Raw genomic sequence first — 13,488 nt, forward strand, 5'->3', positions numbered from 1 at the left:
CTAGACAAGCATTCAGGATTCAAACGATGAAACAACTTACCTTGCTGGCGAGCCTGTGCGGCTGCCTGTCCGTCAACGTCTGGGCGCAATCCACCGTGGATCTGGCGCCTATTACCATTGACGGCGAGTCCGGCGCCGAACCCGGCCTGAGCCTCGACCAGTCCAGCGGCTTGGCTTCGCGCCTCGGCCTCAGCGTGCGCGACACCCCGGCCTCGGTGGCGATCGCCAACCGCAATGACATCGCACGTCACGGCTCGCAAAACTTTCAGGACGCGGCCAACACCTTGCCGGGCGTCAACGCCAGTGCGCCGCCGGGCTTTGGCGGGTTCGTCTCCTATCGCGGTTTCACCAGCAGCCAGATCACCCAGATGTTCAACGGGGTCAACGTTTCCGGGGGACTGGCGCGGCCAGTGGATTCATGGATTTATGACCGCGTGGAACTGGTTGGCGGCCCGTCGTCATTGATCAACGGCGCCGGCTCGGTCGGTGGCTCGCTGAACTACGTGACCAAACTGGCCACCCGCGACGAGCAAGCCATCGAAGGTCGAGTCAGCTACGGTACCTACGACACCACCGAAACCGCGTTCGGCCTCAACCACGCGCTGACCAAGCCCGGCGCCGACGTGCAGCATTACGCGCGACTCGACGTCAGCCACAACACTGGCAACGGCTACATCGACCGCCAGGAGCGCGATGCCTGGAGCATGGCGTTCTCGCTGCTCAGCGACCTGACGCCGAACCTGTCGCACACCCTGGCCCTGGAATATCAGGACGAACACGAGGACAGCCCGTACTGGGGCACGCCGGTGCTTAACCCCAAGGCCGGCGAATTGAGGATCGACAAGCACAATCGCTTCAACAACTACAACGTCGAAGACGGCCGCTACGAGCAGCGGACGATCTGGGCGCGCTCGATCATCGACTACCGGATCAACGACAGCACCACCCTGCGCAACACCCTCTATCACCTCGACAGCCAGCGTGACTACCGCAACCTGGAAACCTATCAATACAACGCCGACAACAGCGCCGTGAACCGCTCCACCGCGTATCAAGTGCGACACCAGGGTGAGCAGAACGGCAACCAGTTCGAACTGCGTCACGACAACACCCTGTTCGGCCTCGACACCACCTGGTCCGGCGGCTTCGAGTACAAGGTCAACCAGACCACCAACTCGCCGCTGAACGTCAAAGGCGCGAGCAGGGTGAACCCGAACAGCTACCGACCGGGGCATTTCTATGATATTCCCGGGACGATGCCGGGTTTCGTCAGCGACAAGACCAACGAAGTCACGACCAAAGCGCTGTTCGCCGAAAACCGCCTGGCGCTGACCGACAAGCTTTCGCTGCTCACCGGTCTGCGCTATGACGACATCGATCTAAACGTGACCAACCATCGCACGGTGACGGCGAGCAACCCGCGTCACTTGAGGCGCAGTTGGGAGCCGGTCACCGGACGTATCGGCCTGACGTATCAGTTCATTCCGTCAGCCAATGTGTATGTGCAATACAGCACCGCCGCCGAGCAACCCAATGGCACCCAGGACTTCGATGTCTCGACCGGCAAACAATGGGAAATCGGCAGCAAGTTCGACTACCTGAACGGACGCGGCTCGGCGACCGTGGCCGCCTACACCATCGAGCGCAAGGACTTCGCTGTGACGGATCCACAGGACCCGACCAGCAGCATTGCGGTTGGTCAGCAGACTTCCAAAGGCATCGAAATTGCCAGCTCGCTGCGGATCTCGGACAAGTTGCTGGCCGAAGGCAACTTCGCCTGGGTCGATGCGCAATACGATGAGTTCAACGAGAAGAACGCCGCCGGCGTAGTGGTTTCGCGCAAGGGAAACACACCGACCAACGTGCCGGACCGGGTCGGCAATCTGTGGCTGACCTATGATTTCTCGCCGCAATGGCAAGGTGGGGTCGATGCCCGGTACGTGGCATCGGTATTCGCCGACACGGCCAACACCATGACCGTGCCGTCGTACACGCTGTTTGGCAGCTTCCTGAGCTACAAGGTGGATTCGCACACCACCGTGACCGGGCGGGTGCGCAACCTGACGAATGAGGTGTATGCCGAGTTCGCCCATGTGTCGCCGGCGTATTACCTCGGCACACCGCGTACTTTCGAGCTGGCTGTGCAAACGCGATTCTGATTCAACTTGGCGAGGGCCAAGTGCCCTCGCCAAACCGCTACAGACCTGCCTGAACCTTCTGCGCCACATCCTTCGGCAGCCACGCCTGCCACACATCCGGATGCGCCTTCATGAACGCCACCGCCGCATCCCGGGGCGCCGTGTGTTTCTCGCTCATCTCGGCCAATGCCTTGTTCAGGTCATCAATCGGAAAATCGACCTTGCTGAAGAACTCGGCAATCTGCGGGTACTGTTTCTGGAACGGTGTAGACACGCCGATCGACAGCTTCGAGGCCAGCGAACGGGTCGGTTTCGGATTGGGATTATCGGCGTCGGTCAGGGTCTTCCAGGCTTCGGCGTCGAACGGCGGCTCTTGCAGTTGAATCAGCTTGAACTTGCCGAGCAACGGCGTCGGCGACCAGTAATAGAACAACACCGGTTTGCCCCGACGGATCGATGAGCTGATCTCGGCATCGAGTGCCGCACCGGAGCCGCTGCGGAAATTGGTGAAGTCATTCTGCAAGCCATAAGCCGTGAGCTTCTGCTTGTTCACCACCTCCGACGTCCAGCCGATAGGACTGTTGAGGAACCGACCCTTGCTCGGGGTTTCCGGGTCCTTGAACACATCCTTGTATTTCTTCAGATCGCTGACACTGCGCAGATCCGGCGCCAAGGGCTTGATGCCCTTGGCCGGGTCGCCCTTGATCACGTATTCCGGCACCCACCAGCCTTCGGTGGCGCCTTTGACCGTGTCGCCCAGGCTGGCGACCTTGCCCTCGGCCTCGGCCTTGACCCATACCGGACTACGCCCGGCCCACTCTTCGCCAATGACCTGAATGTCATTGTTGGCCAATGCGGTCTCCAGGGTAATGGTGGTGCCCGGCAAGGTATCGGTCGGCAGGCCGTAGCCCTTCTCGACAATAATGCGCAGGACATCGGTGATCAGGCTGCCACTTTCCCAGTTCAGGTCGGCAAAGTGGATTGGCGCCTGTGCCGCGCTCACCGCAGGCACCGCCGTCATCAAACCGAATGTGGTCAACCCAGCGGCCAGCAACCGTCGAAATCCGTTCATGCTTTTGCACCTCGTGCTGTTCACAGCAATAGCAGGATGGCCTGGCAGAAGACCGCAAGCCTCTGAATACTCAGTCAACTGACTGTAGACGAGGTTCCTGCTTTTTCAGGGGCATGACACGCACGAGGCTACTTTTCAGACATTTCCCGCAAGCTCTGCAGCTCGCGCCTGACCATGCTGGCGTACTCGGCAGGCTGCAAGGCGTAGATCCGCGAGGCGACCCAACCCAGCCAGGCACCTTTCAATTGGGCCTTTGCAGCGAACAACCGATGCGCTTCGTCGCGGGCACTGTCGAGGTTCTGCAAATGGAAATCGGCGCGGCTCACTCGCTGGCCTTGAACGTCACCAGTTCGCCCTTGCGCCACTTGGCGGCTTTGGCGGTAACGGCCTTCAAGGTCTTGGTCAGGCCTTCCTGCAGTTGTTCATGGGCGGCAAACACGGTGACCGCGCTGTGGCCCTCCTTGAACACAATGGCATGGCCGTCGGCCGTGGTGACGAACGCATAGTCGCCCAGACCGTACACAGTCATTTTGATTTCACGAAAGCGGATGTCCATCTTGCCGCCTTCACGGCTCGGCAGCACCGACGCACTGAAATGATCGCCGACCTTGAGCTTGAGGCCAGGTTTGTCATCGACCACCAATGCGCTTTCGGTGTCGATCTCGGCAACGTAAATGCCTTCGGCGTTTTGCTCGGTGATGTAAACAAAACGCGATTGAAACTGCTTGACCAGCTTTGCCCGCAAATCACCCAGCACGAACAAAGCATGCATATCGAGGTTACTGACTGCCAAAGAAACATCCCCACACTTGAAAAAGAGTGCCGTACGCGAAAAGCGCGCACGGCAGAAAATATCGGCCCGGCCGAAGGTATTGCTCATTAACTCGAATATACGCCTGAGCGAGCGAAGTGCTCATTCAACGCGAGTTGCACAAGACTACTGGAATGCCACTCGCGAAACCTGCAAAGACGTTCTCCAAATGTTGAAGGAAAACGCATCAAGGTCGGCCAGAGAAAACTGACTACGAACTTTAGGGAAAAAACTCGCCAAGAAAATCACTTTTCCGACATATCGCACGCAAAAAATTGCTTTAGATAGCGCCATGCCGTCAACCGGTTTGGGCGATTCTAGAGCAGCGATGCTGTTCGCGACTACCCGCAACACCCTGTAAATGCAGGTCAATCCATGAAAAGGACTTCATATGTGCACTATGACGCATTTTGCCGTGACTCACGAACCCGCCTTTGACTTGAACGCTCCTGCCTTCGAGACTGCTCCTACAAGGGAGCCTTGCGGACGGGAACCGTTGTTTCAAGTGATTCCGGCGGGCAACGCCTTTTTCCATATCAGGGAAAAATCGACGGGGCTTGTCAGAGGTTTCCGCGAGAATCACAACGCCGCCTGTGCCCTTGCCCGTTCACTTGAATCGCGAATCGAACTCCTGGCGAGCGCGCACCTCAGATGAAGAGAGTGATCGCCCCCGCCATCCTTCAAGGAGTAAACCATGGAACTGCCTGCTTACAATCTGACAACCCTGTTTGACCAATTAGGGCTGCCTTCGGAGGAAACGGCGATCGATGACTTCATCGAAGCCCATCCGCTGGACGCCGATACCAAGCTGATCGACGCCGACTTCTGGAACCCGCAACAGGCGCAGATGCTCAAGGAGTGGCTGCGGGCCGATGGCGAGGAAGCCATCATGGTCGATGAGCTGAATGTGCGCCTGCACCGAGGCAAGTAATCTTGATCAGTGCAGGTTGTCACCGGTTTCAGCGCTCAATTGCGCCAGCCATGCGGCCCTGCACTCTTCCGCCTCGTTACGACTGGAAAAAGCGGTGCCCCGGCGTTCGCCATTGAGCAGCACCACCCAGCAGACACTTTGCCCCATCGCGCGCAGACCGGCGGGCACACCGCTGCCGATCATCACCGCGACATCGACTCTGCATTGCATGCTGACCTCCCCACTTCATTAGCAACCTAACTATGTAGGTATGTTAATGATTTGGATCAAGAGGAAACAGCGACGCCGCTGCACAGCTTAATTGCAGTTCCGGCAACAATACCTCAGCGCGGATTCTCCGGTTTGTAGCCCAGACGCAACCCGCCCCAGTGGCGGCCCTTGACCATGATCGGCACCGACAGGTCGTGCATCAGCTCACCGGTATCTCGGGTGTAGGTTTGCAACAGCACCGGTTGCTGATGGCTGCCGCAGCGGATGCCGGTGCGATCGGCGAATTTGCGTTTGGTGCGATTGTTGACGGTATCGACCTGCACATCTCCAGTCAGTGGCTGGCTGAACACCTGATTGTGCGTCGGCACATAACCCTGCTGCGTACAGGCGATGGCGAACACCAGGCCTTCGTGGCGCGGCAGTAATGGCTCCTGAATCGCCGGCAACACCTGATCGGTGTAGCGGTCGAAACGGGTCTGGAACTTGGCGGGCCAGGTATCGGGAATCGGCTGATACTGGCGGTCGAACAGGTCCTCGAGGCTGATGCGCCCTTGCTCGACATCGGCCTCGAACCGCGCGGCAATCTGGCTGGCCCCTTCACGGGCGAGGTCGTAGATGCGCTGGTGATAGTCATCCAGCCCGACTTCGGCCAGACGTTCGCTGATGGTTTCCGCCTGCCCTTCCATCTGCACGGCGGCCTCGGCCAGACGCCGTGTCTGCTGGTCGCTGATTGCCAGATCGCTGCGCATCTGTTCGATGGCGGTGAACAGACTGTCGAGCTGCTCACGGTTGGTTTCTGCGCCTCGGGCGATTTCGCCGACCTGGGTTTCCACCCCGGCCGCCAGTCGCGCGATGTTTTCCAGGTGCTGACCGGTGTGTTCGACCTGCTCGACGCCCGTGTGCAAATCGTCGGAGAGCTGGCGGATCTGCTCCACCACCTGCGCCGTGCGTTGCTGGATGTCGGCGACCATCTCGCCGACTTCGCCAGTGGCCGTCGCGGTACGCGCCGCCAGACCACGGACTTCATCCGCCACTACCGCAAAACCGCGCCCGTGCTCACCGGCCCGGGCTGCTTCAATCGCGGCGTTCAATGCAAGAAGGTTGGTCTGGCTGGCGATGGACTGAATGACCAGCGTCACACGCTGAATGTCATCGCTGCGCTGGCTCAAGGCTTCGATCAGTTCGCGGCTGGCATTGGCGCGCTGGCTGAGCTGATGCATGCGCGAAATCGAATCCACCAATTCGGTGCGCCCCGCCGCGCTGCTGTGATGGGCTTCGCTGGCAGCGCCCAAGGCTTCACGGCTGAGTTGCGAGGTGGCTTGTTCGGTAGCAATCATCACTTCAGCGTTGCTGACAATTTGCGCGGCGGCGTCGAGTTGCGATTGCAGCTTGCCGGCCAGTTCCTTGACGGAAAACGCCACGCCGGCGGCGGACAGCGCGTTATGGCTGGTGGTGTAGGAAAGGTCGCGAGTCAGCTCGGACATCGCGGTACTGCTATCGACCGGTTGAGCATCGGGGACCGCACGAGAACGCAGGCGCGGCAGCCAGACGATCAGCACCGCCAGCGGCATGCTGACGTACAAGGGCCATTCGCCCAGGCTCATCCCGGCCAGCAACAGCATCAGGGCGATGCTTTGCAAGGTCGGCGTCAGCCAGCGATTCTTCGGCAAAACAACTGGTGCAGGCAGAGCCGCAACCAGAGATCCATCTCTCGTCATTTCGTTACCCCACGCTTGTTCTCATTGTTGTGGCTGCATTAAACGCCACTACAACGCCATTATCCATGGTCCGTTAGTCGTGGGTCTGTGGCAGATCAATGGAAAAGTGCGGGAATTTTCCGGCAGACGAGAAAAAGCAAAGATCGCAGCCTTTTGCAGTTCCCGATGGAGCTGCAAAGGCTGCGATCTTTTCGCGACGACCCGGATTGAAGGGGTCGCCTCAGGAATCAGGCCTGACGCTGGTGCTTGTCGATCTGCTCGTGACGCTCTTGAGCTTCAATGCAGTACTTGGTGGTCGGGCTGATCAGCAGGCGTTTCAGGCCGATCGGCTCGCCGCTGTCGTCGCACCAGCCAAAGCTGTCTTCCTTGATACGCTCAAGGGCCTGCTCGAGTTGCGGCAGCATGCGCTGGTCGCGATCGATCGCGTTTACCAGCCAGGTGCGCTCTTCTTCCACCGATGCGGCGTCCGCCGGGTCAGCCGGGGTGTCCAGGCTTTCGATGGCAATACGGTTCTGCTCAATGCGCTCATGGGTTTCGACTTTCATGTTCTGCAACAGCTCTTGAAAGAAAGCGTGTTGCTCGGCATTCATGTAGTCATCTGCCGGCATGGCCAGCAACTTGTCCTTTGTCATTGATATCTCTATAAAAAACGTGCATTAAGGCGAATTAGGGAGCGTTCCGGCGAACCGCCTGCGGTCATCGGAAAGGCATCGTTTATTGCAAACGCCACCCGGCACTCAATTTACGAAGGGGCGGCAGTCTAAGGCCCGTTTGAGGGCTCAGCAACTGTAAATACCGGGAATTTGTCCGACAAGGCCCGGAAACTGCTCTGACACAGGCTTCACAGCGCTCATCGGAGTGCGTTTATAGCAAGAAATTCAGTCGAGCGGCTGTATATAGAAGACAAACGGTGGACGAGCGGCGCTTTGTCGCATTTTCTGACGGCAGAATCCCCAAATTTGTACGCGCCAACCAATGCCTCGCACGGGCTGGCGTTGTGCATGAGCAGAAACTCAAGGTTGGCGAATCTGTGGCTGCGGTAGACTTTCCTCCAATAAATCGCGAACGGACTTGGGAAGGAGTTTCGGGTCTACATTTTCCTTGATCAACACCACGACTCTGTCGTTCGATGGTTCCAGTTCTCCGAGGTTCTGTGCAGTTACTGGAGGTGGAAGCAACGACTCAATGCTGTAGTTGATACCCCGGTACCCGATAGCAACCGGCCGAGCAAATGCCTGACGCAAGGTCACACCCAACGCGGAGGACCTGACTACCGACCCCGTAACGCCCGGCAAATCAGGAGCAACTTTGTTCACCCGGTCACGCAGTTGAGAATTGACCTGCTCCAACTCAGCTTCCAACTCGTCGATTCTGGCTTGACTGGTTGTCGACACTGCCGCGGCTGCGGTTTTTACCTCAGGCTGGGGCTTATCAGGCTTTTGAGGGTCAGCCGGTTTGGTTTCCTTGTCTTCTTTTGTTTGAACCTTGCCTTCAGCACCAGCACCAGCATTTGGCTCCTTGCGGAGTTTGAGCAACTGCGCTTCGATGCTTTTCTTCTTGTCACTCAGATCAACCATCGCCATGGTCAATGCCGAGAACGTGGCACTCATGCCCTCCTCAGAAGAAACACTCACATCAATGGCTCGGGCCAGGTATACGTCCGTGATCAAAACCAATACCGACTGCGCCCCCTCAGAACCTCTTCCGCTCGTACTTAATGCCTGCGCGGCCTCCTTTAACATTTGACGATCCTTTATGGTGTAACGCGTCGGCGCCACCTCGTTGAACCGGCGTCGTGCCTCCAGATAGCTCACACCATAGGTCTCCGCCGCCGGAACCGAGTAGGACACGCTGTATTGTGATCGACGTCCCAACCCGATAAGCGCACCGATAGCATTGCTGGTGACATTGACGCCAACATCACTTTCAGCCAGTGAAGCAAAGGTAAATCCTGGGAAAGCTACCAAGCTATTTATCACCCGGTCACGAACCTTCAATGGTAGAACCTTTCTGGTCTGGACAGTACCAATGCCCGTGCCATCATCGTAGGTATCCGAAGACTCGAAGGTCACTGTTGGTGCAGACCGGTACAACTCCTCACTCAGATCGATGTGATCGACGCGGATCGATCCCAACACATAATCGGCAGTCTTGCTTTTCTGGCCTTTCCCAACAGAACGCGCAACAAAAACATCACCGACCTCAAACTGTGCCCGAGGTGGGTATATCGCCTGAATGCCTAATTGCTCTGTATTGGTTGCCCAGTTTTCGGCGACCACGCCGGGAGTCGGTCTCGAGCCACATCCTGTTAATGCGCCCGCCCCTACCAGACACCAAATTAAATAACTGTGCTTGTACATGCTTTAACCCTCCCTTGAGTTTCCATAGCACGCCTTTGCGCATCGATCGCGCGCAGGTCGGCGCCTCAACGATCGAGGGGTCATGGACTACAAGGGAGTAATACAAACGAGTACTGAGTCAGAGGGCCTGAACTCGCTTAACTTTTCCATCCCTGGTCGGTGCTGGCACTTTGACTATAGATCCGTCGAAGACCTCCGCAAGGGCCATCCCAGCCTTTATTTTCGGGTGTTTCATCGGTGATACGCTCAGCAGCGACCGTCGGCCCGTTGTCACGAGGTAGTCAGCCCACAGACTTTGTCGCTACATTCGTCACCCACATCACCAAATCGTCGCCTCAAGGGAAGTGCACATGAAACTGATCGGAATGCTCGACTCACCCTATGTCCGCCGCGTGGCGATCTCCGCCAAGTGCCTGGGGATCGAACTGGAACACGACCCGGTCTCGGTGTTCCGCCACTTCGAGCGTTTCCAGCAGATCAACCCGGTGGTCAAGGCGCCGACCCTGGTCCTTGATGACGGCGACGTGCTGATCGATTCGACCCTGATCCTCGACTACCTCGAAGCCCTGTCCGGCAAAACCCTGCTGCCCGCCGACTTGCCGCAACGCGCCAAAGCCCTGCGCCTGATCGGCTTCGGTCTCGCCGCCTGCGAAAAAGCCGTGCAGCTCTACTACGAACGCAACCTGCGCCCGGCCGACATTCAATACCAGCCGTGGGTCGAACGCGTCGAAGGCCAACTCGCCGCCGCCTTCACCGCCCTCGAACACCAACTCGAAAAGCACCCGCTGCCCACCGACGGCTCCCTCCATCAGGACGGCATCACCCTCGCCATCGCCTGGAGCTTCACCAGCTTAGTCGTCCCCGACCAGATCGACGCCCAACGCTTCCCGCGCATCGCCCAATACACCGCGTACGCCGAAAGCACCCAGGCGTTCATCAGCACCCCGATGACCTGATCATGAGCGCATCTGAAACGGCTGCGCCGGCGCTGAAAGAAATCTTCAACGCCGAACGCCTGCAACACATCGCCACAGAAATGAGCGCCGTGTACCCGGCGTTCAAGGCCAAGGCCTTTCTCAAGCATGCCAACGACGGCCTCGCCGACCTCTCCGTCATGCAACGCATGGCCCGCGTCAGCGAAAGCCTGCACGCGGTGCTGCCGCTGGATTACGCAGACTCCCTCGCGGTGCTGCGCGAACTTGCCCCACGCCTGAACAGCGGCTTCGTCAGCATGTGCCTGCCGCACTACGTCGCGCGCTACGGCGCGCACGCGTTCGACACCTCCATGGAAGCCCTGAAGTACTTCACCACCTTCGGCTCCTCCGAATTCGCCATCCGCCACTTCCTGCGCAGCGAACTGGAACGCTCGCTGGAACTGATGCACGACTGGACCCGAGACGAAAACCACCACGTCCGCCGCCTCGCCAGCGAAGGCAGCCGCCCTCGCCTGCCGTGGTCGTTTCGGCTGGAACCGGTGCAGGCTGACCCGCTGTTGGCTGCCGGGATTCTTGACCGGTTGAAGGCCGATGAAAGTTTGTACGTGCGCAAGTCCGTGGCGAATCATTTGAATGATGTGACGAAAGAGCATCCGGAATGGGTGCTGGATACGGTTGAGGGGTGGTCGCTGGACAACAGGCACACAGCTTGGATTGCCAAACATGCGTTGCGGAGTTTGATCAAACAGGGGAATTCTCGGGCGCTTACGGTTATAGGCGCTGGGGCGAAGGCTGAGGTTGAGTTGCTGGATGTGAAGGTGGAGCCGGCGGTTGTGCGGCTTGGGGATACGGTTACCTTGTCATTTACCGTTCGATCGTTGGTGCCAGTTGAACAGCGGCTGGTGATTGATTATGCGATTGACTATGTGAAGGCGAATGGCGGGACGTCGGCCAAGGTTTTCAAGCTGAAGACGCTGGAGTTGGCGGGGTTTGGGCGTGAGATTGTGGCGCGGCGGCAGGTGATTAAGGATTTCACGACGCGGCAACACCATTTTGGGCGGCATAATGTGAGGGTGATGGTTAATGGAGAATACTTAACTGAAAGCTTCTTCGAAATTATTGCAACATAGTTAAAATTTTTATAACCGCACAGCCATTAACGACAAGGATTATTATGTCGATATTCGGATTTGAAAATAAAGCTGAATTCACCAAGAAGCTAAACGAACACATCTCGGCATCTGGGCCGGTAAAGAGCATACAACAATTATTTGGGCGAGAAAAAGAGCTATGCCTAATAGAGGAAGCTCTTTATGCAAATGGTCGCCATGTCTTTATTTATGGTGACCGAGGCGTGGGAAAATCTTCGCTAGCAGCCGCCGCTGCGGCACAATATCAATCACCAGACAATTCTCCAATTCAAGTTGGGTGCGGACCGGACACAAAATTTTATGAAACAATAGAAAATCTAGTCGATAGAGTGATGAAATCGCTGGCTGGAAAATTCGAACACACCGTCACTCAAACAATAAACATAAAAATTTATTCTATAAACTGGAAAAACACTGCAAAAAAAGTAGAAATCGTTAAAGTTGACTCAATGTACTCAGCAGTTAATGCCGCAGAAGAGATCTCAAAGTACCACTCAGAAAACCCCGTGATAATAATTGACGAGTTCGATCAAATAGACTCAGAAACTGAAAGAAAACTTTTCGCTACGTTCTTGAAAGACCTTGGAGATAGAGGCGTCAATGTAAAGTTTATTTTTACAGGTGTTGCTACATCACTTGAAAAGCTACTAGGCTCGCACGAATCAAGTTTTCGTCAACTTCATACTATTGGTTTAGAGCGACTTGGGTGGAGCGCTCGTGAAGATATCGTCCGCGAAGCAGCTGCCGCATTCTCCTTGTCAGTAGACGACGAAGTTTGCTTCACAGTGGCAAAAATCTCGAACGGATTCCCATACTATGCTCACTTAATCATGGAAAAGTTACTTTGGCTTGCTTTCAACAATGAACAAAACATCAGCCACCTAGATATAAACCTCTTCAATTTAGCACTTGAGGATGCAATCTCGAGTATTGGCGCCCATTTAAAGCACCCTTATGAGCAAGCGACATCTCATCGATCGCCTGACTATACAGAAATATTATGGGCAACAAGCGACTCCGAAGACATCATAAGATATGGCGAAGGAATTTTCCTGTCATACTTACGCATTCATGAAAAACTACATGGTAAAAACCCTTCACCAGAGCGCCTCCCCTTACCACAACCAAATTTCCTAGCAAAACTGCGCGATTTGAAGAAGAAACAATATGGAGGAATTATAGAAACCGCCCTTGACAGAAAAGGATTGTACACTTACAGAGAAAATATCTTGCGAGGTTTTATTGCAATGAAAGCTCTTGAGGGCGGAGTAGAGCTGCAGGGAAATGTACCAGATGCCCCTAAAATACCAACAGCGCTAGCCAAAGCCAGGCGCCCAACATCTGCCGGAAAGGGAAGTATGCCAAATATAAAATTCAGAGGAGAAGAAAAGCCTTCTTTAGAACTTGGAGATTACACAGATAGCGGTAGCTCATGATTTTAATAAAATCGTCACTAAACTGTTTAGTCCTTAGTCTTTGCTCTTTACTGAAATACAAGATCACAAGCTAGGGATCAACCTGGCAAAGTCGACGTTAATTCTCGCCTACCTGTTATCAGAGTAATATAGAAAAAATGTGTGCATGGAGAGTGAGGCGGTGACCACCTATAAACAGTAACCCGCCCCACCTCACACTACAAATAAACTACTGCTAACGCCTAAGGTAGTGCTTAGGAAGAGAACCATCAAAAAGGGAGTAGAAACAATCAATATCTACAGCAGCGTCAGTGCCTATTTTTATAGATGAAGAATTTTTATAGAAAATATCGAAATGATACCGCGGATGTATTTTCCCATTCTCATTTTTTTTATCATCATCAAATCTAAAATAGCCGTGATCATCAGACAAAATTGCTGCGAATGCATCGTAATAAATAATAGCTTCCGAAACATCCATACCAAAACTATCTGTAATTGAGCAAATAATCTCCTCGTGAGAGTGAGTACCTCCTTGCGAAGTAAGAATTGCATTTTTTAGTATCGAGATAAACCTACCACTAACTTCCTCACCTATTGCATCACAGTTAAAACAAACCTTGTACCCATCATCGATAATCTGAAATGGAATTGACATCGAAAAAAAGCCGTGGCGGGCTCAACCGGTCAACGCAACGAGTCGCTGCAACCTATCAGCGGGTGTTTCAAAATCCAAGGTTTCACGTG

The 13,488-nt window shown here is 55.5% G+C and carries 14 protein-coding genes; 6 read left to right on the forward strand and 8 right to left on the reverse strand.

Translation table 11 applies throughout. The annotated features are described in order from the left end of the window. Positions 1-26: 26 nt before the first annotated feature. Positions 27-2,159, forward strand: a complete 2,133-nt coding sequence (locus ACKJSM_RS22800; RefSeq protein ID WP_410238942.1) for a TonB-dependent receptor — start codon at positions 27-29, stop codon at positions 2,157-2,159. A gap of 37 nt (positions 2,160-2,196) precedes the next feature. On the opposite strand, the gene ACKJSM_RS22805 is transcribed toward ACKJSM_RS22800, so the two are convergent. The 3 genes from ACKJSM_RS22805 to ACKJSM_RS22815 form a co-directional block, all read right to left on the reverse strand. Next, positions 2,197-3,210, reverse strand: a complete 1,014-nt coding sequence (locus ACKJSM_RS22805; RefSeq protein WP_410238943.1) for an ABC transporter substrate-binding protein — start codon at positions 3,208-3,210, stop codon at positions 2,197-2,199. A gap of 128 nt (positions 3,211-3,338) precedes the next feature. Next, positions 3,339-3,536, reverse strand: coding sequence for a hypothetical protein (locus ACKJSM_RS22810; RefSeq protein WP_410238945.1), 198 nt, complete (start codon positions 3,534-3,536; stop codon positions 3,339-3,341). Next, the gene (locus ACKJSM_RS22815) at positions 3,533-4,003 is read right to left on the reverse strand and encodes a hypothetical protein (RefSeq protein ID WP_236177748.1); all 471 of its coding nucleotides are present in this window, start codon (positions 4,001-4,003) and stop codon (positions 3,533-3,535) included. Before ACKJSM_RS22815 ends, ACKJSM_RS22810 begins: the two co-directional genes overlap by 4 nt. Positions 4,004-4,412: 409 nt before the next feature. Here ACKJSM_RS22815 and ACKJSM_RS22820 point away from each other — a divergent pair, with 409 nt between their 5' ends. Together ACKJSM_RS22820 and ACKJSM_RS22825 are read left to right on the forward strand one after the other, a co-directional pair. Continuing rightward, the gene (locus ACKJSM_RS22820) at positions 4,413-4,676 is read left to right on the forward strand and encodes a hypothetical protein (protein ID WP_236177747.1); all 264 of its coding nucleotides are present in this window, start codon (positions 4,413-4,415) and stop codon (positions 4,674-4,676) included. A 39-nt stretch (positions 4,677-4,715) separates the two neighbouring features. Next, positions 4,716-4,952, forward strand: a complete 237-nt coding sequence (locus ACKJSM_RS22825) for a DUF2789 family protein (RefSeq protein ID WP_236177746.1) — start codon at positions 4,716-4,718, stop codon at positions 4,950-4,952. Positions 4,953-4,958: 6 nt separating this feature from the next. On the opposite strand, the gene ACKJSM_RS22830 is transcribed toward ACKJSM_RS22825, so the two are convergent. From ACKJSM_RS22830 to ACKJSM_RS22845, 4 genes are all read right to left on the reverse strand, one after another. Then, on the reverse strand, positions 4,959-5,162 hold the full coding sequence (locus ACKJSM_RS22830) for a hypothetical protein (RefSeq protein ID WP_410238946.1): 204 nt from the start codon (positions 5,160-5,162) through the stop codon (positions 4,959-4,961). Positions 5,163-5,275: 113 nt separating this feature from the next. Then, a complete protein-coding gene (locus ACKJSM_RS22835) occupies positions 5,276-6,880 on the reverse strand; it encodes a methyl-accepting chemotaxis protein (RefSeq protein ID WP_339487888.1) in 1,605 nt (534 codons plus the stop codon). A 227-nt stretch (positions 6,881-7,107) separates the two neighbouring features. Beyond that, positions 7,108-7,512, reverse strand: coding sequence for a TraR/DksA family transcriptional regulator (locus tag ACKJSM_RS22840; RefSeq protein WP_039767046.1), 405 nt, complete (start codon positions 7,510-7,512; stop codon positions 7,108-7,110). A 381-nt stretch (positions 7,513-7,893) separates the two neighbouring features. Then, positions 7,894-9,240, reverse strand: a complete 1,347-nt coding sequence (locus ACKJSM_RS22845) for a hypothetical protein (protein WP_410238947.1) — start codon at positions 9,238-9,240, stop codon at positions 7,894-7,896. 350 nt (positions 9,241-9,590) lie between these two features. Here ACKJSM_RS22845 and ACKJSM_RS22850 point away from each other — a divergent pair, with 350 nt between their 5' ends. The 3 genes from ACKJSM_RS22850 to ACKJSM_RS22860 are packed head-to-tail and all read left to right on the forward strand — an operon-like array spanning position 9,591 to position 12,762. Further along, a complete protein-coding gene (locus ACKJSM_RS22850) occupies positions 9,591-10,196 on the forward strand; it encodes a glutathione S-transferase (RefSeq protein ID WP_410238949.1) in 606 nt (201 codons plus the stop codon). 2 nt (positions 10,197-10,198) lie between these two features. Then, complete coding sequence (locus ACKJSM_RS22855; protein ID WP_410238951.1) at positions 10,199-11,305, forward strand: DNA alkylation repair protein; 1,107 nt, start codon at positions 10,199-10,201, stop codon at positions 11,303-11,305. A 44-nt stretch (positions 11,306-11,349) separates the two neighbouring features. Further along, positions 11,350-12,762 carry an AAA family ATPase gene (locus tag ACKJSM_RS22860; protein ID WP_410238952.1) on the forward strand — a complete coding sequence of 471 codons (1,413 nt, stop codon included), beginning with the start codon at positions 11,350-11,352 and terminating at the stop codon, positions 12,760-12,762. A 214-nt stretch (positions 12,763-12,976) separates the two neighbouring features. Here the strand turns inward: ACKJSM_RS22860 and ACKJSM_RS22865 are convergent, their stop codons facing one another. Beyond that, the gene (locus tag ACKJSM_RS22865) at positions 12,977-13,399 is read right to left on the reverse strand and encodes a hypothetical protein (RefSeq protein ID WP_410238953.1); all 423 of its coding nucleotides are present in this window, start codon (positions 13,397-13,399) and stop codon (positions 12,977-12,979) included. Positions 13,400-13,488 lie beyond the last annotated feature (89 nt).

Origin of the sequence: Pseudomonas sp. PHC1 (genome assembly GCF_046487845.1) — a bacterium.
GTDB classification, from domain to species: Bacteria; Pseudomonadota; Gammaproteobacteria; order Pseudomonadales; family Pseudomonadaceae; genus Aquipseudomonas; species Aquipseudomonas sputi.